This window comes from Leptolyngbya sp. FACHB-1624, assembly GCF_047649235.1.
In the GTDB taxonomy this organism is placed as follows: Bacteria; Cyanobacteriota; Cyanobacteriia; order Leptolyngbyales; family Leptolyngbyaceae; genus Leptolyngbya; species Leptolyngbya boryana.
In genome coordinates, this window is the sequence record NZ_CP180258.1 from 3,628,140 (window position 1) to 3,649,495 (window position 21,356).

Sequence of the window (21,356 nt, forward strand, 5' to 3'; positions counted from 1 at the left end):
AGATAGAGGGTGACAGGGTTGCATTGTCTCAAATTGAGATTCACTTACCGTTCATTCACTTGGGTTATGACAATTACCAATCTAATTCGATTTAATAATCTCCGAGGAGATATCTTCGGAGGCGTCACCGCAGCTATCGTTTCATTGCCCCTCGCACTCGCTTTCGGGGTCGCCTCTGGAGTCGGTCCCATTGGTGGACTGTATGGCGCAATCTGCGTTGGATTCTTCGCTGCACTGTTTGGTGGCACTCCAACACTGATCTCTGAGCCAACTGGTCCGATGACCGTTGTCATGACCGCGATCGTCGCTGGATTGACCGCAAGCAATCCAGAAAACGGCTTAGCGATGGCATTTACGGTCGTCATGCTGGCTGGACTGTTTCAAATCGTGTTCGGTATTTTCAAACTTGGAAAATACGTCACGCTGATGCCATATAGCGTCATTTCCGGCTTCATGTCTGGAATTGGCGTAATTCTGATCATTCTACAGATTGCACCCTTCCTAGGGCAGGCAGCTCCGAAAGGTGGCGTGCTTGGAACAGTGATGGCAATTCCAGGTTTGATTGCCAATGTCAAAACACCAGAAGCAATTCTCGGTGCAGTCACTTTGGCAATTATCTTCTTGATGCCGAAAAAGCTGAAGCGACTCGTTCCGCCTCAGTTGGTTGCGTTAATCATTGGAACAATCATTTCGTTAACCGTGTTCCAAGGCGCTGATATTCGTCGGATTGGTTCGATTCCCGTTGGATTGCCGCCGCTGCAACTCCCTACCTTTACTGCAAGTCAACTGACTACCATGTTTGTGGATGGGGTAATGCTTGGGATGCTGGGCTGTATTGATACACTCTTGACAGCGGTTGTTGCAGATAGTCTGACTCGCACAGAACATAAATCAGATAAAGAACTCATCGGTCAAGGAATTGGCAACATTGTCTCTGGATTGTGTGGAGGGTTGCCGGGTGCTGGAGCTACGATGGGAACCGTGGTCAACATCCAAACTGGTGCGAGAACTGCTGTTTCTGGATTGACGCGTGCGATCGTACTTCTGGTCGTGGTACTGGGGGCTGCAAGGCTCACTGAACCGATTCCGATGGCAGTTCTCGCAGGGATTGCTCTGAAAGTAGGGATCGATATTCTCGACTGGAGCTTCTTGAAGCGATCGCATAAAGTCTCGCTCAAAGGTTCCCTGATTATGTACGGGGTACTGCTGTTAACGGTGTTTGTGGATCTGATCGTGGCAGTCGGCGTAGGGGTCTTCATTGCTAACATTCTGACGATTGAGCGACTGAGTGAAATGCAATCGTCAGAAGTCAAACTGATTTCAGATATGGATGATGATGCGCGTCTCTCAGCGGAGCAAAAACAACTGCTCGATAAAGGACAAGGACGTGTTCTATTGTTCAGCCTTAGTGGGCCCATGATTTTTGGCTTGTCGAAAGCGATCGCGCGGGAACACAATGCTATGAAAGAGGCAGATGCCTTAGTTGTGGATCTGACTGATGTTCCAACAATGGGCGTAACGGCTTCGTTAGCGATCGAGAATGTCATTCGGGATGCGAGTGATAAAGGCTTAGCGATTTACCTGGTTGGGGCAAGTGAGAAAGTTCAGCGTCGCTTGCAAAAGTTGGGGCTGTTCGATGTCATTCATGCTGACCATTTTTTCAGCGATCGTACCGCAGCCTTAGAGCAAGCTGTGAGCCATGTCTATCTCAAAGAGACTGCTTAATTGATGGTTTTGAGTCCAACCTTTGATAGGGAAAATCACTGTCCTAGCCCCTTTACTTGCCACCGTAGAAGCTGAGAATGGGACGATCGTGCTATCGGGTGTCCTGCTCACTTTGCTTGTGATGCATCTCACCAATAAGCTCGGTGGCAACGTAGAGCTTAGTGTTTGGCGAAGTAGGGTTTGAAAATGAATAAAGGGGCGATCTCAAACCTGATCTCCCCTTTATTTAATATTTAATAAGCTGCGTTAATTGCGATCGCGTCGATTCCCCTTCTTCTCTTCCCGCTCTTTATGTTCTTTCACGAGTTGCTTCACTTTCGACTGAATGGCTGAATGCTGCTCCACTCCCTCAAAAGCATAGCGATTGTAACCCGTCTGAGTGATTAGCTCTTGCAGATAGTTCACTCGATCGTTAGGTAAAGGATGCGAAGCTAACCAAGCAGGCGGAAGATCTCGCTTCTTCTCTTCTTCTTGTTTACGCAGCGTCACCATCAGATTGTACAAACCATCTGCTGCATAGTCCGTTGAAGCTAAAAGCCGAGTTCCTAGCACATCCGCTTGACGTTCCATATCGCGGCTGTAGCTCAGTGTTGTCAGGTCTGTAATCAAGCCACCCACGTAAGGAATGAACTGCGTAATATTGGCAGTGAGGGAGCCTTCTGTAATCAGTTGAAAACTATGAGACAGAATCGCGTGGGAGAGTTCGTGTCCCAATAGTCCAGCGAGTTCAGCTTCGGAATTTGCTTTCTCAATCGCGCCTGCATTCACAAACACCTTCCCACCCGGCAGCGCAAATGCATTGAGCTTGTCATCTAAGACCACATAAAATTCGTACTTAAATTCTTTCCTGCCAGCAGCATCCGCAAGCTTCTGTCCGATGCCTGCTACATAGTCATTGACTTCTTTATCTTCAACCAAATCAAGCTGACGTTTTGCTTGCCGAACAACACGATCGCCAACCGCAGATTCGCCTCGCAACAGTAGCGCAGTATTCTGAACCGAAGTCAGTGGTCCAAATAAGCTTCCAGTCAGAGCATACCCTAATGCCCCAGTGAGAATTCCACCAACGAGATTGCCTCGAAGTCTGCTACGAAGTTGCTTTTGATAGCGTTTCTGATAGTCATCTGCTAGTGCTGTCAGTGCTGAGGCTTCGGAATGATTGGGGTTGAGTAAGGCAAATTGTCGAGCCGCGATCGACGCATCAATCCATTTCTCATTTTTTGCCAATGCTGCGACTTTTGCTTTGATCAACTCTGGCTGATTGGGATAGCGAGTTGCCGCTTTTTCGAGTACCGCCAACGCTTGTTCGGTTTTGCCAAACTTCTCTAGCGCCTCCGCATATCGCAGCTGTCCCGGAACGAATTGCGGAACTTCTTTGACTAAAAGTTCCAAGGGGACAAAAATTCGACTTTCTAAATTCTGAGCCAGTCCCGCTTCAGATTCGCGCCAGTACACTTGTCCCGCAGTCGATAACTGAGCAGGATCAGTGATCACTTCTTGAGTATTCGCTTCGACTACACCCTGAAAAGGAGGCTTGACTGCTTGATAAAGCTTGACTGCTTGAGCTTTGTCACCGGATCGGTAAAGTCGATCGGCTTCGATCAATGTCTTCTCCCGCCCTAACTGTTCCGGGGTTTTGGTCGGCTCGGCAGGTTTAGACTCTGCGGGCTTCTCATCAGGCTTTGGCTCGGCAGGTTTAGACTCTGTAGGCTTCTCATCAGGTTTAGAGTCTGTGGGTTTCTCAACTGTCGGAGTCGGGCTTGGAGTCGTCGCACTGGCAGAAATTGCAAATGCGATCGGGCGAATCAAAAGCAAGATTGCACAACAAACTGTGACGAATCTTGGAAAGTACCAGCGCCAGCGTTGCCGGAAAACTTGCTTCTTCATCGGGAACTCCAAATTTTGTATGAGGATCAATCTGTACCCATCCAACCCGACCTGACGCGCCCCCTTGAACGTCCTTCAAGACGCAAAGGGGACAACGATCTCCGAAGAGTCTTGCCGAATTTCAGCGATCGCACACGCCCGTCAAAAGTTTGGATAGCTAGTTCTAAACTCGCACAAATCTAGCGTTGCAACAGTGCTTCAATTTGACGCTTTGCAGATTCTTTAGCAAGTTGCTTCGCCAACTTCTTCGGAAGTTTTTTCTTCAGCTTGTGAACTACTTTCTTCGCAATCTTCTTCGCCAATTTTTTCTTGTGATGTCCCATAACTGTCCTCTATGCCAATGCCGACGATCCAAAATCCGGGGGAATATCCTGCCAGCGCCCTTGTCCCACTGCTCGAACCGCTTCTTTCAGAGAAACATCTCCGGTGTAAATCGCTTTTCCAACGATCGCACCTGTCACTCCTTGCGGTTCTAATGCCAATAGGCTGAGTAAATCCGTCAACGAACTAACTCCCCCCGAAGCAATCACCGGAATTGCCGCGATCGCTGCTAAATCCCGCAATGCTTCCAGGTTTGGTCCCTGCATGGTTCCATCCCGATGAATATCAGTATAAATAATCGCTGCGGCTCCCAGTTGCGCCATCCGCTCCGCTAACTCTGTCGCCAAGACTTCTGAAGTTTCGAGCCAGCCTTTGGTGGCAACTTTACCATTGCGCGCATCGATTCCCACAATGATTTGACCAGGAAATTCTCCACACAATTGCGCCACCAAATCGGGCTGTTCCACTGCAACCGTTCCTAAAATCGCCCATCTTACCCCTGTCGAAAGTAATGCGGCGACGGCATCGCGATCGCGCAAACCGCCCCCAACCTCGACCGGAATCTCCACAGCTTCCACGATCAATCGAATCACATCCAGATTCACAGGATGTCCAACTTTTGCGCCATCGAGATCGACTAAATGCAATCGAGTTGCACCCTCCGCTTCCCACTGACGGGCGACCGCAACCGGATCATCATTAAACACTTGCGACTGGTTATAGTCGCCTTGATACAGACGCACACATTTACCACCGAGCAAATCGATTGCTGGGATCACTTCCATTCTGCTTCTCCTTCCAAAGACAGACTGCCATCATAGATCTGTCTAGAGAGCAACAGACAGCGATCGAAAAAATCAGTTACTCTTTTGACTAAAATTATTTAATTGGGGATAAGCTGTGTTTCCGGTCGGCGACGATAATCCAATTCGCATTACACCCTATGTCACATACGGAATTATTGCGGTCAACGTTTTAGTCTTTTTCTATCAATTAACGCTTACACCTGCGGAACTAGACAATTTTTTCTACACTTGGGCAGTTGTTCCCCGTGAACTTAGTGCAGACCTCGCAGGAGCCTCTCTTCGCTATCAACCTTTCCCAGAGTGGATTACTCTAATCACGTCGCAATTTCTGCATGGTGGGTTTGCCCATATCTTTGGCAACATGTTGTTCCTCTGGATTTTTGGCAACAACGTCGAAGAAAAACTGGGACATCTGCGATTTTTGATTTTTTATATCGGCTGTGGCATGTTGGCAGCCGCAACTCAATGGTTTTTCTCAATGGACTCTAATATTCCATCCTTGGGAGCCAGTGGCGCGATCGCGGGCGTGATGGGGGCATACATTCTGCGGTTTCCGGGCGCAGCCGTCACTACGATTATTCCGCCGTTCTTCTTCTTCCCATTTCGCGTTCCCGCTTGGGCATATCTGGGCATTTGGTTTATTCAACAAGCCTTCTACGGCGTTGCCAGTTTAAACGTGCCTGCAAATATCGGTATGGAGCGGGGTGGTGTTGCCTACTGGGCACATGCAGGCGGGTTTGTGTTTGGAGCAATTTTAGGACCGCTGCTCGGATTGTTTTCCAATAAGGATCGAACATACTAAGCATAGAAAATCTTGATAGAGGCTTGCGCCGAGTTCCACCGCAGACTGATAATCGTAGAGAGGACTACATTTCATCTGTTGATCTCAACGGATAGGCAACCACGATTCAGCAACTAACCCAGGAGTATTGTTCAATGGGCGGTGTCATTAACTTAATTAAAAAGCTCTTTAGCGGAATTCTTTCTTTGATTGGATTAGGCCGTAAGTCATCTGGTGGGTATTACATGGAAGCTGAGCCTTTGTCAGCAACCGAAGCTCCACAAGAGACCAAACAAGAACCTCAGAAGTTGGCTGCACCTAAGGCAGAAGTTGCGAAACCAGAACCTGCAAAAGCGGAAAAGGTCAGTAAACCTGCAACGGCTGATCTCAATGGTTCAGCCAATGGATCGAAGCCGCCAGTTTCAGCAAATACCTTGAATTTGCCCCAGCCGACCGCTAGTTTTTCAACCACAGCGCCAACTCTCACCACTCCTCGCCGTCGTCCCGGCGCAAACATGGGTGCATTCTTGGACATGGCAAAAACGGTCAAGACTCCAAACAGCTAATCTTTCAGTCTTTCGCATTAGTTAAAACCGCTCGATCGTATGATCGAGCGGTTTTCTTGTGAGCCTTCATTTAGTCTGCGGTTTAGTACGCGCCACGTCGTTCTTCGGTCTTTTGTAGATACCAAATTGCGTGAATAATTCCGGGAACCCATCCGAGTAGAGTCAGCAGAATGTTGACAACCAGTGCTGAACTAATTCCAGAAGTCATGAAAACAGCGACAGGAGGCAGGACAATAGCGAAGACTAAGCGTAAGAAGTTCATAAGAAGTCTCTAATTTTCGATTTTTTGAGTTAATCCGATTTTCCTGTAATCATGGGCGATCGCCGTCTTCCTGAAGGTAGGATTTGAAAAGACCGATCAGGAGAATGTCATGGTAGAAGTTGCAATCACAGCGGCATGGTTAGCGGATCATCTAAACGATCCCAATGTGGCGATCGCAGATTGTCGATTTGCGCTGATGCAACCCGAACTCGGACGGCAGCAATACAGAGAGGGACATATCCCTGGCGCATATTATTTCGACCTCAATCAAGATCTCTCTAGCCCCGTACAAAAACACGGTGGACGGCATCCTCTACCTGATCCCGAACAGTTTGCCCACAAGCTCTCGCAACTGGGGATCACGCCTTCAACCTTAGTGGTTGCTTACGATGACTCGCGATTTGGATTTGCGGCGCGGTTTTGGTGGCTCCTGCGCTACTTCGGACACGAAAATGTCAGAGTGCTCGACGGTGGCTTTGCGAATTGGCAAAATTTGGGCTATCCCGTGACCTCGATCGTGCCGACTGAGCGAGCCGGAAATTTTACACCTGAGATTCAGTCCGATTGGATTGCCGATATTGCAGCCGTCAAAGCTGGAGCCTCAACTTTAATCGATTCGAGAGAGGCAGAACGATATCGGGGAGAACGTGAGCCAATCGATCCGATCGCAGGTCATATTCCCGGTGCCGTGAATTATCCCTGGCAATTGGTCACCGACGATCGCGGATTTCTCAAATCGACTGAAACTTTAAAGGAACATTGGTCAAACATCAAAGATGACCCGATCGTATATTGCGGTTCTGGTGTCACCGCTTGTGTGAATTTGTTGGCCTTAGCAGCAAGCAGCATCGATCGCGCAAAACTCTACCCCGGCAGTTGGAGCGATTGGTGCTCATATTTAGAACAGGGGTAAGTTGAACACCAAGCCAGCCCCAAAAATAAAGCCGTTGAAATTGATGCCTCGCTCTGTGGAATTCCCAAAACTAAAGCCACTAAATAGATTCACTTGAGTTCGAGGCGTAGCATTGTAGGTCACTCGCGCGACGAGTTGATGATACAAATCATCGCGATCTATCTGGGTAAAATGCGACCAAGTAAATTGGTAATCAATTGCCGTTTGCAGCCGAGGGTTGAGGCGATATCCCAAAGTGGTAATGAATGAATTAAGGATCCGACTGCGCTGATCCGGGTCTGCAATGCTCCAGCGAAATTGATAAAACGTATTCAGCGACAATCGCGGAGACAGTTGATCTTGACGGCTTAATTCTAAGCGAAGTGAATGATCGTTAAAAAACTCTTTCCCACTAAAGATCTGCTGTAACCCTCGGCTAGATTCAACTAATTTCTGATGACTCCACCCAATCTCCCCGGACACGCGAGGCGTAATTCGATGAAAAACGCCCACGCGAAACCGCAATTCGTCATAATTCAACGATCGAAAATTGCCCGTGAACGTCCCATCGGAGAACCGCTCGCGATATCGCCCAAGTTGTGCATAGCGGACGAGATTGGCATCGATCGAGGTAATCAAAAACGTTTTCCGCCCGATCGGAGGCGCATAAAAGAAGGTCAACCCTGTCCGAATTAGCCCATCATCGACGGGATCACGCTCTGAAAAGACATTCGAGGTTTTGAAGTAGTCCGCTCTTGCTAAGAGAAAAGCAGAAGTTTGGCGCGGACGACTGGGTATCGCGATCGACGGTTGTGGGGCGGTGCGCTCTTGCAATCGCAATGTGCCTAGTTCGGGATCACTTGTCCCCGCTGGGGGATCAACCGCGATCGGCTGAATATTCAATTCTCCTAACTCAGACTTCGGAATCGGACTGAGGCGCAAATCGCCAATCTCCGGATCGACTTGTCCTTCAGTAGGAGGAATCGGCAGGAGTGGAGCTTTACTAGACGTATAAGAACATTGCGCAGTCGATCGCCAACAACGGCTAGAGGGTAAAGGAGGAGAAGGAAAAGATTGATCTGAAAAGGTACGAGTCATACTCGCTTTTTCAGCGGGGGCAGGCAGCACTGCGATCGCCTGGGTTGGGTCTAACCCTGAGGCAGCGGGTGCTGTCAATGACGGGAGCGGCGCAAGATCTTTCGCTTGATACGACACAGAATTGAGATTCGATCGCGTCCTAGGAAACTTTAGGGCAGCTTCAAAAGTCTGGAGTTCCGATGCATCTGTCTGAAGTTCTGGAGTTTGATCTTTTAGCGGTAGCTCCTCTTTAGGTATAAAACTACACTGAGCTTTATCCGTAAAAGCCAGGATAAGCGAGGCGCTAATTTGACCCAATAAGTGGTAGCGTAATTTACATAATTGCTTCTTGTTGCAAATTTGTTTTCGAGCCTTAAGCAGAGATTTCACAGCATTAGGTAATCGTAGAATCGAGCATCTCACAGTCGTTCACCAATCGTTCACCAATCGTTCACCAATTGTTCACGCGCCCTCTATTCGGTAGAGACAGCTTGTCCTAAAGAATAATTTTGTGACTTCTAGATCAAGTAATCCGGAGAACTTCAATTCTTGTTGCATATACAAAAGTAGCCTCGTATCTTCACTTAATCTTGTATAAAGTCTAGTTAAAGCTTGAGCAGAAACAATCCAGATTTTTCGCTTGACATGTAAAGTATTTATGAAGACTACATTGTGTAATTTCACTTAATCATCTCACACGAGTAGAACTGGGTTGAATCTGCTTAGGCTAACCCGCCTCTGGATGCGTGCCATCGCATTCCGTCCTTTTGTTCTTGGAGCGTCTATGTCCCGTAAATTGTTCCTCACGATCGCCTCTCTGATCCTAGGAGTTGGTACTGTGGTTTCCACAAAGGCAGCCTATGCCTTAACTCCACTCACTTCAGCCGAGATCCGGGAAATTGTAAGGCGAGTTCAGTTTGTGCCGAAGGGACAAAGCCCGCGAGATGCCGTCTTATCAGAAATTCTGCGCCCTGATGATGCGCTGCATACGATGAGAGCGTCACGAGTGGGTTTACGATTTAACGATGGCTCTTGGGCACGGGTTGGTGAGATGGCAGTGTTCCGATTTGTGCCTGGAACACGAAATTTTCGTCTCACAAATGGAACGGTTCTCTTATTGATTAAGCCAGGGCAGGGAAGAACGACGATCGATACTCCCAATGCTTCAACTGGAGTGCGCGGATCAGCGTTATTTGTTCGGTATGACGAGCAAACTGAAACGACCGTAGTTGGCGCTTTGACGAATAATCCAGCAGGTCCAATGGAAATTGTGGACAACACAACTGGGCGCAAGGTGCCATTAGAAGCAGGACAAATGGCGATCGTTGATCCCTTAGGAGTTCGGCTTTTCAATTTTGACATGCACCGCTTCTATGAAACGAGCGATATGGTGCGCGGTCTTGATTTGCAGCGACGAGAAGCACAGCCTCATCCAGAACCAGGAATTGCCGCTGTACAAGCAGAAACAGCACAAGCTTTACAAGAGCAAAAACCTTTAACGGGACCGGTGATCGAAAATCCCCGAATGGTGCAGCTTACTCCAGTTCCGGATCCTGCGCCAAATCCCCCTGCACAAAATTCTACTGGCACGGGTCAGCAGTCAGCCCAAACCTCCCCGACCAATACTGCCACAAGTCAACCAAGTACCGGAAACCCACCTTCCCAAAATTCGAGCACGGGAACTGGAGGGACACCTAGCAGTGGACAAACTTCAGGAAACACGACTCCAACCAATCAAAATTCAACTGGTTCCCAACAGAACAACGGTAGAGAACCTGTAGAAGTTGATGCTACCAGAGGCGCACAAAAAGCTCCCGAGAGTACAACGGGCGGTAGTGCTGGAAACGCTACAAACTCAAATCAACCGAACTCCAATTCAAATCAACCAAACTCCAATTCAAATCAACCCAATTCAAACTCAAATCAACCAAACTCTAATTCAAATCAACCCAATTCAAACTCAAATCAACCGAACTCTAATTCAAATCGCCCCAATTCAAACTCAAATCAGCCAAATCCCAATTCAAATCAACCAAACTCCAATTCAAATCAACCAAACTCAAACTCAAATCAACCAAACTCCAATTCAAATCAACCAAACTCAAACTCAAATCAACCCAATTCAAACTCAAATCAACCAAACTCCAATTCAAATCAACCAAACTCAAACTCAAATCAACCCAATTCAAACTCAAATCAACCTAATTCAAACTCAAATCCAACGTCCACCACTCCAAATCCATCTGGCTCCACTCCCAGTAACCCAAATCCGGCAAATTCAGCACCAGCGACTCCCAGATCAGCAGACCCTGCACCAACTTCAGGAGAATCAACTAAGCCTTCAAACAATCCTGCACCAAATCCTCCAGCAAACTCGAATCCTCCAGCAAACTCGAATCCTCCAGCAAACTCGAATCCTCCAGCAAACTCGAATCCTCCAGCAAACTCGAATCCTCCAGCAAACTCGAATCCTCCAGCAAACTCGAATCCCCCAGCAAACTCGAATCCTGGGCAATCTTCCCAACCTGAACAGCCCCGCCAGATTCTAGAAACAACACCCCCTGGAAGAGCTATTCAAGCTTCGCCTGAAAACCAAACTCCTCCCCTTTCACCTACTACACCAGCTACCAATCAAGTTTCAAATCCAATCAATACTCCACCTACTCAACCAGTAGTCGAGCCAACCCAATCTCCTACTAACCCTCCTGTAGAGCAAGCAGCTCCAACTGCTCCAGTCCAAGCCCCAACCCCAACTCCAGTCGAAACTCCTTCAACTCCAGTCGAAACTCCAGGTCCAACTCCTCCAGTTCAAGCCCCAACTCCAGTCGAAACTCCCTCAACTCCAGTTGAAACTCCAGGTCCAACTCCTCCAGTTCAAGCCCCAACTCCAGTTGAGACTCCAGGTCCAACTGCTCCAGTCGAAACTCCTTCAACTCCAGTTGAAACTCCTTCAACTCCAGTTGAAACTCCTTCAACTCCAGTTGAAACTCCGGCTCCAACTGCTCCAGTTCAAGCCCCAACTCCAACTCCAGTTGAAACTCCTCAACCCCAGAATTCTACGCCCCCGCAGAATTCAACTCCCACTCAAAACTCTGCCCCAAACTAGGAGCGGCACAAATAAAAAAGGAGGACGATCGCTGAATCGTCCTCCTTTTTTCAACTCAATCAAACTTATGCTGAAGTGACCAATCGTTTCCGCAACGACTCAGCCCGCCGCTTTGCTGTCTGATTGCTCGGTTCGATCGCTAAAGCCTGCTCATAACATTCCAATGCTGGCGACGCGAGTTGCTTGCGCTCATAGGAATGCCCAAGATTATTTAACGCTGTCACATACTCAGGCAGAAGCTTAAGTGCTTCTTTGTACTGTTTAATCGCAAGATCGTACTGTTCTTGAGCAAAGTAGGCAAATCCCAAAGCATTGTAGACCGCTGCAAGATCTTGACCTTCGAGCGTTTCAAGCTTGATCGCTTTTTGGAATTGAGCGATCGCTTGAGTAAATAACCGCTTATCGAGCAAAATGCTCCCAAGTTCGTAATATTCTTCAGCAGTGCCTTTTTCTTTGTTCAGTTTGCTTTGAAGTCGAGAAAGAGCGCTCTCGATCCGGCGAGTTTTCAGAACTTGCCGAACCACAAAGAACGCAACACTGCCCAGTAAAACGAGCAAAAGCGAGATGTAAAGGATTGGAGAGGCTACACTATCCATAAGACTATCGTTCGCAAATTAAAAGGCATCTTTTCAGCGTATCTCAAGGAAGTCCCCAATAGTTAGCTCGTTGCTGTAACCATCCTTCAGCTTTCCAGCGTCGAATCACTTGATCTACACTGCGGCGAAGTTGATCAGCATCAAGCCCTTTCGGGAAAACGATCGCCAAAGGTTCAGTTGAAACTCGAAATGGCAAAACTCGATATTCTGGAGATTCTTGCACCCACCCGGCGAGAATACTCGCATCTGCGGCAAACGCGATCACTGTTCCCGATTCAAGCAACTGCTTTCCCGCTGCATAAGAATCCACTCCAACCAGTTGAAGCTGTGGGAATCGATACTTCAGAGTTGCAATAGTGCTGGCATGATTCAAAACAGCAACCGTCTGATTCGTTAACTCCTGCTCACTCCGAATCGCAGAATTTTTAGTCACAAATCCTGTTCCATCCAAGTAGTAAGGTTCACTAAACGCAACAATTCGAGCGCGAGAAGAGTTTACCGTGACCCGCGCGATCGCAAAATCGACTTTTCCATCAATGACCACTTGCAGTCGATCGCGATTCGAGACGGGTTGAAATTCGATCGCCGCTGAACTTCCCAATAATTCCTCGGCTAATCGCTTCGCAATATCAATCTCAAAGCCTTGCAATCTGCCTTGAGCGTCCCGAAATCCAAGCGGGCGAACATTATCTTTCACCGCAACAACCAGCTTACGGTTTTGGGCGATCTCGGCTGCACACAAAGATGGGGACGCAAACAACTGCGCCCCCATAACGTACAAACTACAGATTGCGACGAATCGCTTCAGCATCTAAGCCTTAACAGCCTTTTCGACAACTTTCGCAAATCCATCGGGATCGAGAACTGCGAGTTGTGCCAACATCTTGCGGTTGATCACAATATCAGCCTTCTTCAGCTTGCCAATCAATTGGCTATAGCTCACGCCATGAATGCGAGCCGCAGCATTGATCCGAGTGATCCACAACCGACGAAAATCACGCTTCTTCTTGCGGCGATCGCGGTATGCATTCCGCAATGCCTTCATAACTTGCTGATTCGCGGTGCGGAACAGCTTAGAGTGAGAGCCACGGAAGCCCTTCGCTAACTTCAAAATTTTCTTGCGGCGTTTCCGAGCAACATTGCCGCGCTTAACCCGTGCCATGTTTCACTATCCTTGACTAATTTTTAATATTGCGATCGTGTCTCAGCCAACCCTTAGAGATAAGGCATCATCAACCGAACGTTGTCTGCATCGCGCTCGTTCACCAAATCGCCTCCTGCGATCCGACGACGGCGGCTCATACTCTTATGGAATAAAAGGTGGTTTCCGTGAGTGCGACGGCGTTGGATCTTGCCGCCACCAGTTGCTTTGAAACGCTTTTGTGCAGATTTGCGGGTTTTCAGCTTCGGCATGGGTTTGCTCTAATTCGACACAGTTGTCAATCGTACTACAAATTTAAAGATTTAGGCAAATTCGATCCATTTCAGTTTTCTAACATTGTTCAGAAAACCAGAAAATGTGTTGGGCATAGACTTTAATCGATAATAATGTCCGGCAAATCCCGAAGGCACTTTTACCCGCTGAGATCCCTTAACCGTATAGCTTTAAGAATAGACTGCGCTAAAAGAAATACGCGGCAGCAGGATTTATTCGTCGTTTTTATTCGTGGTGAGATGATGAAGGTGAAAAAATTAAAATTTGAGATGCAGGTGAGCCTAGCGAGCCTGGTTGCGGGATCGATCAGTTTAGCTGCCGGAAATGCGATCGCGGCTGAACCTACCTCCGAGTTAAATCAAATCCCTTCCGTCTCTGAGTTGAGCCGTCCAACAGCTCCAACAATGTCACAAGTGACCTCTGTATCACAGCTTTCAGATGTCAGACCGACCGATTGGGCGTTTCAGGCATTGCAATCCTTGGTAGAGCGGTATGGCTGTATTGCAGGCTATCCCGATCGCACCTATCGCGGCAATCGTGCCTTGACCCGATACGAATTTGCAGCAGGATTGAATGCCTGTCTCGATCGCGTCAACGAATTAATCGCGGCTGCAACGGCTGATCTGGTCAAGAAAGAAGATTTAGCAACCCTACAAAAGCTGCAAGAACAATTTGCCGCAGAACTGGCAACACTGCGCGGACGCGTGGACTCTCTCGAAGCGAGAACCTCAACGCTGGAAAAACAGCAATTCTCCACAACAACCAAACTCTCTGGAGAGGCAATTTTCAGTGTGGCAAATGGCTACGAGTCAGGCGATGCCGGAAATGATGCCAATACCGTCTTCAACAACCGCGTCCGCCTCAATCTCAACACGAGTTTCACTGGAAAAGACCTGTTAATCACTGGATTGCAGGCTCAAAACTTCGGTGCAAGTGGAATTGCAGGGGGTAGCGGCTCTAGTATTGCTCAAACCTTGGGCTATGCTGATCCCGTCTTTGGCTCTAACAGCAATGTCAGACTTTCTTATGAGCCTCAGTTTCCCACAGTTGATCCTTCAACGCTGACTGGAAAAGGCGCAAACAACAGCCTGTCTCTCTACAAACTGCTTTACATCTTTCCCGTTGCAGACAAAGTCACCGCATTTGCTGGAACGAGTGCAGAAGTTTCGGACGCGTTCCCATCCGTCTTGCCCTGGGCAAGTGAAGGACAGGGCGCACTCTCTCGCTTTGCGTCGCTTCCAGCCGCTCAGCGAGTTTCCGGTGGAACCTCTCAAACAGGTTTAGCAGCGGCAGCAGGGGTGATCTTTAATATCTCCGACGCGATCGACTTCCGGGCTTTGTATGGAAGTGTCAACGCGAACATTCCTGGCAACCGTGGCTTAGGCGGTGGGACTCCACTGGGCGCAGGCGTTGGCGGCGGAAGCTATGTTGCAGCGGCTCAACTGACGGTAAAACCCAGTCAGGCGTTCACTGTGGCACTGAACTACGCTCATAGTTATCACCAAATCAATATTTTGGGTACAGGCTTGAGCAGTTCTGATATTGGCGCAGTCAATCTACCAGGCGGTCTCACCTTAGGAAATCTGAACCAAGGGATCAAAATGAACACCCTGGGGGCAACTGCCGCATTCCGCCTCTCGCAAAACATCACCCTAGCAGGCTCTTACAGTCATATCTTTGCAGATCTCGTCGATGTCGATGCAGGAACAAACTTTAACTCCTGGTTGGTCGGACTTTATGTGACCGATATTCTCAAAAAGGGCAATTCAGCGGGTCTGATTTTTGGTCAACCGTTGAAGCGAGTCAGCACAGATGGCATTGCAAGCAATCCTGAAAATCGCACCCCTTATCAGGTTGAAGGCTTTTTCAACTTCCGAGTCAACGACAATCTGAGCATTACACCCGGAGTGTTTGCTATTTTCAATCCAGAAGGGCAGAGCACGAATGGAACAGCGATCGTGCCGGTAATTCGGACGACCTTTACGTTCTAGTAGGGGGTAGGGAGTGGGGAGTAGGGGAACGTTGGGTTACTCCCCACTCCCCACTCCCCCCATAAAAAACGGGCGACTCTGAAATTTTTCGCTAAACTTGGGTTGGAAGAACAGTAACTCTGTTTGACCGAACTCCATGAAATCAGTCGTTTCATGAGAAGTGGGCATTGTCCCACTTTTTTATTTGGAGAAGTTGTTCGATGGCACATCCTTTGATTCCTCAAGTTTTAGAAGTTGCGGCTCCAGTCGCGGAGACGCTCGGTCTAGAAGTGGTTCATGCGGTGTTTCACACGAATCAGAATCCTCCTGTCCTCAGAATTGATGTGCGTAATCAACAAGCCGATACGGGACTTGTGGATTGTGAACGGATGAGTCGGGCATTGGAACCGATTTTGGATGAATTGATTCCGGATCAGTATGTGCTGGAAGTTTCTAGCCCCGGAATTTCTAAATTGCTGACGAGCGATCGAGAATTCATTTCTTTCCGCGGCTTTCCCGCCATGGTCACGACATCAGAACCTTATCAAGGTCATATCTACTGGGAAGGCAATCTGATTCGACGCGACGAAACCAACGTCTACATCAGCAAAAAAGGACGTACAATTTCGATTCCTCGAACCCTGATCACGAGCGTTCAACTGACCGAAAGCGAAGAAGACTAATTTCCTGACAATTCAATATTTAGTACCTACGGAGATTTTCCCTATGTCAATGGTCGCCTTGCCCGGACTCAAAGACATGATTGACGGCATTAGCCGTGAACGTAATTTACCCAAGCACTCAGTCCAAGCCGCGCTCAAAGAAGCCCTAATGAAGGGATACGAGCGGTTTCGCCGCACTCAGAGAATCGATGGCGATGGGTTTGACGAAGAATATTTCAATAACTTCGAGGTCGAACTTGATGTCGAAGAAGAAGGCTTCCGCGTATTAGCCACGAAAACGATCGTGGATGAAGTCGATAATTCAGATCACCAAATTTCTTTGACCGAAGTACAAGAAGTTGCACCTGAAGCTCAAACAGGCGATACAGTCGTGCTGGATGTCACCCCCGATCAAGGTGATTTCGGACGCATGGCAGCGATCCAAACCAAGCAAGTTTTGGCGCAAAAGCTGCGCGATCAACAGCGAAAACTCGTTCAAGAAGAATTCCAAGACCTCGAAGGCACAATTTTGCAAGCGCGAGTTCTACGATTCGAGCGGCAGTCGGTGATTATGGCAGTCGTGAGCGGGTTTGGGCAGCCAGAAGTCGAAGCGGAATTGCTCAAACGCGATCAACTGCCAAACGATAATTACCGCGCCAATGCAACGTTCCGCGTTTATCTCAAAAAAGTCAGTGAAGGATCGCATCGAGGTCCACAGTTGCTCGTTTCCAGAGCAGATGCAGGTCTGGTCGTTTACTTGTTTGAAAACGAAGTGCCTGAGATTCAAGATGATGTGGTGCGGATTGTTGCAGTGGCGCGCGAAGCGAACCCTCCTTCCCGCCATGTTGGACCTCGGACGAAGATTGCCGTTGATACTTTAGAACGAGATGTTGATCCAGTTGGAGCCTGCATCGGGGCGCGCGGCTCTCGCATTCAAGCGGTGGTCAATGAATTGCGCGGTGAAAAGATCGATGTCATTCGATGGTCGCCCGATCCGTCCACTTATATTGCCAATGCACTAAGTCCAGCGCGAGTGGATGAAGTGCGCTTAGTTGATCCCGAAGGTCGGCAAGCGCATGTATTAGTCGGTGAAGATCAATTGAGTTTAGCGATCGGCAAAGAAGGTCAAAACGTTCGTCTGGCTGCTCGTTTAACCGGCTGGAAAATTGATATCAAAGACAGCCGTAAATATGATGAAGCGGCTGAAACTGAGAAGATTTCGGCTCTGATCGAAGCACGTCGTCAATCTCAACCCGCCATGGATGAGTATGACGATGAGGATGACTACGAAGAAGAGGAAGTCGCGATCGCTCCTCCAGTCCCAGAACCTGACGAAGAACCCGAACTCGAAGAAGAACCCGAACTCGAAGAACAGCAAGTCTAGAAATTGAGTGCTGCTCACTTTAAGCGAGTTAGAAAAAATGCAGGATGAGATCGCTAAAATTGAGATCTCATCCTGTGTTGTTTTTCATGCTCCCGAATTACCGTCGCTGCATCTGTTGTCGCAAAGTCGCACCAAAAGCCGAGTTTTTGCGTATCGTTCGTCTCCATCCATCGCATGAAATCGCGATCAATACTGGCATGGGACGCTCCGCCTATCTCTGCCCGACCGCAGACTGTCTCAAAGCAGTTCAAAAAAAAGATCGCCTCAGTCGCGTCCTCAAAGCCCCCGTCCCGCCTGAGATCTACCAAACTTTACAACCCTCGCTTCAGCCAAAAACGAAAATCTAAACTTGCAGAACATCTTTTCCAACTCTTCTCCTGCGATATACTAGGGATAATGTCCAAATTATTTTTGTCTCCCTGTCCTGTCGTTAGGAGATTTGCCGCCCCTTGCTCTGAGTCAGTCTTCTGTGTCCTCTCTTCAGTTTCAGCCCCAGAGCAACTCAGATCTGTACAGCGGGGAGGGTGACTACTCACCAACATTACTGCTAAGAATTGATCGCACCATCTGCGATCGCTCAGCTAGTCTTGTGCACTTATCAAACTGCTCAGCGACAAATTGCGTTCTGAGCTACCATGCTATTTAAAGACCATTAAAAACTTGTGAGTTAAGACCACAAAATTTTAAGAACATGCAACGCTAAGAGGGTAACGTCTTCATCAAGTATTAATTTAGATAGTTCAATTATACTATCAAAACCCGAAAAAACCTGTCGTTTTAGTTAAAACAGAAGGTCACTATGTAACACCCAACGATCGAACGAGGGAAAGAGTGGATGAACAACGGCAAAATCAGAATTTACGACCTATCGAAAGAGTTAAATCTCGACAATCGAGATATACTCGCCATCTGCGAACAACTAAATATTCCGGTTAAAAGTCATAGCAGCACGATTACAGAAGCGGAAACTGAACAAATCCGCGCTGCTGCCCAAAAGTACGCTGCCAGCCACCCATCTCCGGCAAAAAGCGCACCCCGTTCTACCCCCCAATCTGTTGAATCTCGAAAGAAAACGCCCTTGAATATTCAGAAGAAACAGCAAATTCTCGAAATCCGTCGCCCTATTACGCGATCGACCGCCGCAGCGGAAGCCTCAGAGGTTCGCCCGCCGCAATCACCGACTGCACCCCAAGCGCCCTCTGCTCGCGCAGCAGAGCCTCCTCGTCCGAGCCGCCCTGCGACTGCTTCAGCGCCGAGTCTGACCGAAGCACCGACCCCAACTGAGCCGCCCGCTTCTGAACCTCAAGTTGAAGTATCTTCGGCTCCTCCTGTAGCTCCGGCAGAACCTGTGGAAGAACGTGCTGTACAGCCCAGTGCTCCAGCTCCAACCCTGCAAACTCCAGCGCCAGCGCGCCCCGCTACTCCAGCACCAGCGCGTCCTTCGCTCGTGAACAAACCCGTACTCAAGCGGGACAAGCCAGCCGCGAGTGAGGCAGGAAGTTCTGATAATCGTCGCCCGACGAGAGAAGGCAGCGGCGAAAAACCCCAGCGTCCTAGCATCAATCGCCGTCCTGGCGGACCTGTGAAGCCGGGAGAAGCTGCTCCAAAACCGCAGCAAATTGTGGAACTGCGGAGACCCAAACCTGCGCAAGCTGAAGACGCATCTGCCTCAGAAGGAGCGACTGCTCCAGTGCTGCGGAATCGCCCTGTGAAGCCTGCTGCTCCAGATCCAACCGCACCCGCTCCGGATCTCACACTGAACAAACCAACTCCCCCTCGTAGACGCACAAAAGGCTGGGAGGAAGAAGAGGAAGACGTTCAAGAAGTCGAAAAAGCCGCGAAGCTGGGTAAAGGCAAGCGTCGCGCTCAGCCTAGAATTCAGGATGACGACGACGACGATCTCGATCTGTTCGGCAATGACGATGAGGGAGCAGTGAGTTCTGCTCAAGTTAGCCTCTCGCTTGCTCGTCCCGCCAAACCGAAAAATCTGCCTGGACAACAGCAAGTTCGCCCGGTTGCAACAGCAGCGCCGACTCAGCGCAAACGGAATAATTTCCGCGATCGCCGCAATCGGAACAACGAACCCGAAAAACAAGAGCGTCCTGAAATCATTACCTTAACGGGTGGGTTAACCGTTCAAGAATTGTCAAATCTCTTGGCGATTTCACCGACGGAGATCATTACCAAGCTCTTTATGAAGGGCATCGCGGCAACGATTACTCAGATGTTGGACGTTCAAACTGCCACGATGGTGGCAGAGGAGTACGACATCCTTGTGGAAGTCGGTACCAAAGAAGCAGCAGCCAAGAAACTGACTGAGATGATCGATGCGGATGATTTAGATTATCTGCACCGCCGTCCACCGGTCGTCACGATCATGGGTCACGTAGACCACGGTAAAACCACCCTGCTCGACTCAATTCGGAAAACGAAAGTTGCAGCCGGAGAAGCAGGCGGTATCACCCAACACATTGGGGCATATCACGTCGATGTCATGCACAACGACGCGATGCAACAGGTCGTCTTCTTGGATACACCGGGTCACGAAGCGTTCACTGCAATGCGGGCACGTGGGGCACGGGTCACTGACGTAGCGATTCTTGTTGTTGCAGCCGATGACGGGGTACAGCCTCAGACGGTTGAAGCGATCAGTCACGCGAAGGCAGCAGAAGTGCCGATCATCGTGGCGATTAACAAGGTGGATAAAGAAGGGGCACAGCCCGATCGCGTTAAGCAAGAATTAACCGAGTACAACCTTGTGCCGGAAGAATGGGGTGGCGATACGATCATGGTTCCGGTGAGTGCGTTAACTGGGGACAATCTCGATACGCTGCTCGATATGATTCTGCTCGTCTCTGAAGTTGAGGATCTGTCGGCAAATCCGGATCGTCCTGCAAGAGGAACTGTGATTGAAGCGCACTTAGACAAGGCGAAAGGCCCTGTTGCGACTTTGCTGATTCAGAATGGTACGCTGCGTGTCGGTGACGTGCTGGTTGCTGGATCTGCCTTGGGTAAAGTGCGGGCAATGGTTGACGATCGCGGGCATCGCGTTCAAGAAGCTTCGCCCTCATTTGCGGTGGAAGTCCTCGGTCTGAGTGATGTTCCAGCCGCAGGGGATGAATTCCAAGTCTTCCAGGATGAGAAGGAAGCACGAGCAACGGCTTCGGATCGTGCCGATGAGCAACGACAATCGAGACTGTTGGCAGCGATGTCTTCTCGTCGGGTGAGCTTGAATACACTTTCAGCGAAGGCGCAAGAAGGCGAACTCAAGGAACTGAATCTCGTCTTGAAGGCGGACGTACAGGGATCGATCGAAGCAATTCTGGGTGCGTTAAGTCAGTTGCCTCAGAACGAAGTGCAGGTGCGGGTCTTGTTCTCAGCTCCGGGTGAAATCTCAGAGACAGACGTTGACTTAGCAGCGGCTTCTGATGCAGTCATTATTGGCTTCAACACCACATTAGCTCCCGGTGCGCGTCAAGCCGCCGATCGAGCAGGTGTTGATGTCCGCGACTACAACATCATTTACAACTTGTTGGATGATGTTCAGGGTGCGATGGAAGGTCTGCTCGAACCTGAATTGGTTGAAGAGGCACTTGGACAAGCAGAAGTGCGGGCAGTATTCCCGGTTGGACGGGGTGCTGTTGCGGGCTGTTATGTTCAGTCAGGTAAGCTGATTCGGAACTGTAAGATTCGGATTCATCGCGGTGGTAAGCTCATCTACTCTGGCACTTTGGATTCACTGAAGCGGATGAAAGAAGATGCGCGGGAAGTGAATACGGGTTACGAGTGCGGTATCGGTCTGGATGACTTCAAGGATTGGGTCGAAGGCGATACCATCGAGGCTTATAAGATGGTCACGAAACGTCGCACGCTAGCTCGATAATTT

General features: G+C 49.1%; 19 protein-coding genes. 10 read left to right on the forward strand and 9 right to left on the reverse strand.

Annotated elements, in window-relative coordinates; translation table 11 throughout:
* Positions 1-66 precede the first annotated feature (66 nt).
* Positions 67-1,725, forward strand: a complete 1,659-nt coding sequence (locus ACMUEV_RS17050) for a SulP family inorganic anion transporter (RefSeq protein ID WP_017287889.1) — start codon at positions 67-69, stop codon at positions 1,723-1,725.
* A gap of 246 nt (positions 1,726-1,971) precedes the next feature.
* Here ACMUEV_RS17050 and ACMUEV_RS17055 read toward each other — a convergent pair whose 3' ends face one another.
* The 3 genes from ACMUEV_RS17055 to hisA all read right to left on the reverse strand — a co-directional run bounded on the left by ACMUEV_RS17055 (position 1,972) and on the right by hisA (position 4,718).
* Positions 1,972-3,612: a M48 family metalloprotease gene (locus ACMUEV_RS17055; RefSeq protein WP_190648732.1), complete on the reverse strand. Its 1,641-nt coding sequence runs from the start codon at positions 3,610-3,612 to the stop codon at positions 1,972-1,974.
* 179 nt (positions 3,613-3,791) lie between these two features.
* Positions 3,792-3,935: a hypothetical protein gene (locus ACMUEV_RS17060; RefSeq protein WP_017287888.1), complete on the reverse strand. Its 144-nt coding sequence runs from the start codon at positions 3,933-3,935 to the stop codon at positions 3,792-3,794.
* A gap of 9 nt (positions 3,936-3,944) precedes the next feature.
* Positions 3,945-4,718, reverse strand: a complete 774-nt coding sequence (gene hisA, locus ACMUEV_RS17065) for a 1-(5-phosphoribosyl)-5-[(5-phosphoribosylamino)methylideneamino]imidazole-4-carboxamide isomerase (RefSeq protein WP_190648736.1) — start codon at positions 4,716-4,718, stop codon at positions 3,945-3,947.
* A gap of 115 nt (positions 4,719-4,833) precedes the next feature.
* Between hisA and ACMUEV_RS17070 the strand changes: the two genes are divergently transcribed.
* Both ACMUEV_RS17070 and ACMUEV_RS17075 read left to right on the forward strand, forming a co-directional pair.
* Positions 4,834-5,541, forward strand: coding sequence for a rhomboid family intramembrane serine protease (locus ACMUEV_RS17070; protein WP_190648738.1), 708 nt, complete (start codon positions 4,834-4,836; stop codon positions 5,539-5,541).
* A gap of 134 nt (positions 5,542-5,675) precedes the next feature.
* The gene (locus ACMUEV_RS17075) at positions 5,676-6,086 is read left to right on the forward strand and encodes a hypothetical protein (RefSeq protein ID WP_190648740.1); all 411 of its coding nucleotides are present in this window, start codon (positions 5,676-5,678) and stop codon (positions 6,084-6,086) included.
* Positions 6,087-6,168: 82 nt separating this feature from the next.
* Here ACMUEV_RS17075 and ACMUEV_RS17080 read toward each other — a convergent pair whose 3' ends face one another.
* The gene (locus ACMUEV_RS17080) at positions 6,169-6,348 is read right to left on the reverse strand and encodes a YqaE/Pmp3 family membrane protein (RefSeq protein WP_190648742.1); all 180 of its coding nucleotides are present in this window, start codon (positions 6,346-6,348) and stop codon (positions 6,169-6,171) included.
* A gap of 109 nt (positions 6,349-6,457) precedes the next feature.
* Here ACMUEV_RS17080 and ACMUEV_RS17085 point away from each other — a divergent pair, with 109 nt between their 5' ends.
* Positions 6,458-7,261, forward strand: coding sequence for a sulfurtransferase (locus tag ACMUEV_RS17085; RefSeq protein ID WP_190648746.1), 804 nt, complete (start codon positions 6,458-6,460; stop codon positions 7,259-7,261).
* Here ACMUEV_RS17085 and ACMUEV_RS17090 read toward each other — a convergent pair.
* A complete protein-coding gene (locus tag ACMUEV_RS17090; RefSeq protein ID WP_190648749.1) occupies positions 7,247-8,707 on the reverse strand; it encodes a hypothetical protein in 1,461 nt (486 codons plus the stop codon). The two genes, ACMUEV_RS17085 and ACMUEV_RS17090, sit on opposite strands and share 15 nt — an antisense overlap.
* Before the next feature lie 394 nt (positions 8,708-9,101).
* On the opposite strand from ACMUEV_RS17090, the gene ACMUEV_RS17095 reads away from it, so the two are divergent.
* Positions 9,102-11,423, forward strand: a complete 2,322-nt coding sequence (locus ACMUEV_RS17095; protein WP_415354610.1) for a FecR domain-containing protein — start codon at positions 9,102-9,104, stop codon at positions 11,421-11,423.
* Positions 11,424-11,488: 65 nt separating this feature from the next.
* Here the strand turns inward: ACMUEV_RS17095 and ACMUEV_RS17100 are convergent, their stop codons facing one another.
* The 4 genes from ACMUEV_RS17100 to rpmI are packed head-to-tail and all read right to left on the reverse strand — an operon-like array spanning position 11,489 to position 13,432.
* Complete coding sequence (locus ACMUEV_RS17100; RefSeq protein WP_190649786.1) at positions 11,489-12,019, reverse strand: tetratricopeptide repeat protein; 531 nt, start codon at positions 12,017-12,019, stop codon at positions 11,489-11,491.
* Between the two features lie 43 nt (positions 12,020-12,062).
* Positions 12,063-12,830: a transporter substrate-binding domain-containing protein gene (locus tag ACMUEV_RS17105; RefSeq protein WP_190649788.1), complete on the reverse strand. Its 768-nt coding sequence runs from the start codon at positions 12,828-12,830 to the stop codon at positions 12,063-12,065.
* Positions 12,831-13,181: a 50S ribosomal protein L20 gene (gene rplT, locus ACMUEV_RS17110; protein WP_017287878.1), complete on the reverse strand. Its 351-nt coding sequence runs from the start codon at positions 13,179-13,181 to the stop codon at positions 12,831-12,833.
* 53 nt (positions 13,182-13,234) lie between these two features.
* Positions 13,235-13,432 (reverse strand): 50S ribosomal protein L35, encoded by a 198-nt coding sequence (rpmI, locus tag ACMUEV_RS17115; RefSeq protein WP_017287877.1) that lies wholly within the window; start codon positions 13,430-13,432, stop codon positions 13,235-13,237.
* A gap of 261 nt (positions 13,433-13,693) precedes the next feature.
* Here rpmI and ACMUEV_RS17120 point away from each other — a divergent pair, with 261 nt between their 5' ends.
* The 5 genes from ACMUEV_RS17120 to infB all read left to right on the forward strand — a co-directional run bounded on the left by ACMUEV_RS17120 (position 13,694) and on the right by infB (position 21,353).
* Positions 13,694-15,445 (forward strand): iron uptake porin, encoded by a 1,752-nt coding sequence (locus ACMUEV_RS17120; protein WP_017287876.1) that lies wholly within the window; start codon positions 13,694-13,696, stop codon positions 15,443-15,445.
* A 200-nt stretch (positions 15,446-15,645) separates the two neighbouring features.
* Positions 15,646-16,107, forward strand: coding sequence for a ribosome maturation factor RimP (gene rimP, locus ACMUEV_RS17125; RefSeq protein WP_017287874.1), 462 nt, complete (start codon positions 15,646-15,648; stop codon positions 16,105-16,107).
* A gap of 43 nt (positions 16,108-16,150) precedes the next feature.
* Positions 16,151-17,470 (forward strand): transcription termination factor NusA, encoded by a 1,320-nt coding sequence (gene nusA, locus ACMUEV_RS17130; protein WP_190649790.1) that lies wholly within the window; start codon positions 16,151-16,153, stop codon positions 17,468-17,470.
* 86 nt (positions 17,471-17,556) lie between these two features.
* Positions 17,557-17,817 (forward strand): YlxR family protein, encoded by a 261-nt coding sequence (locus tag ACMUEV_RS17135; RefSeq protein ID WP_190649792.1) that lies wholly within the window; start codon positions 17,557-17,559, stop codon positions 17,815-17,817.
* A gap of 488 nt (positions 17,818-18,305) precedes the next feature.
* The gene (gene infB, locus ACMUEV_RS17140; RefSeq protein ID WP_190649794.1) at positions 18,306-21,353 is read left to right on the forward strand and encodes a translation initiation factor IF-2; all 3,048 of its coding nucleotides are present in this window, start codon (positions 18,306-18,308) and stop codon (positions 21,351-21,353) included.
* Positions 21,354-21,356 lie beyond the last annotated feature (3 nt).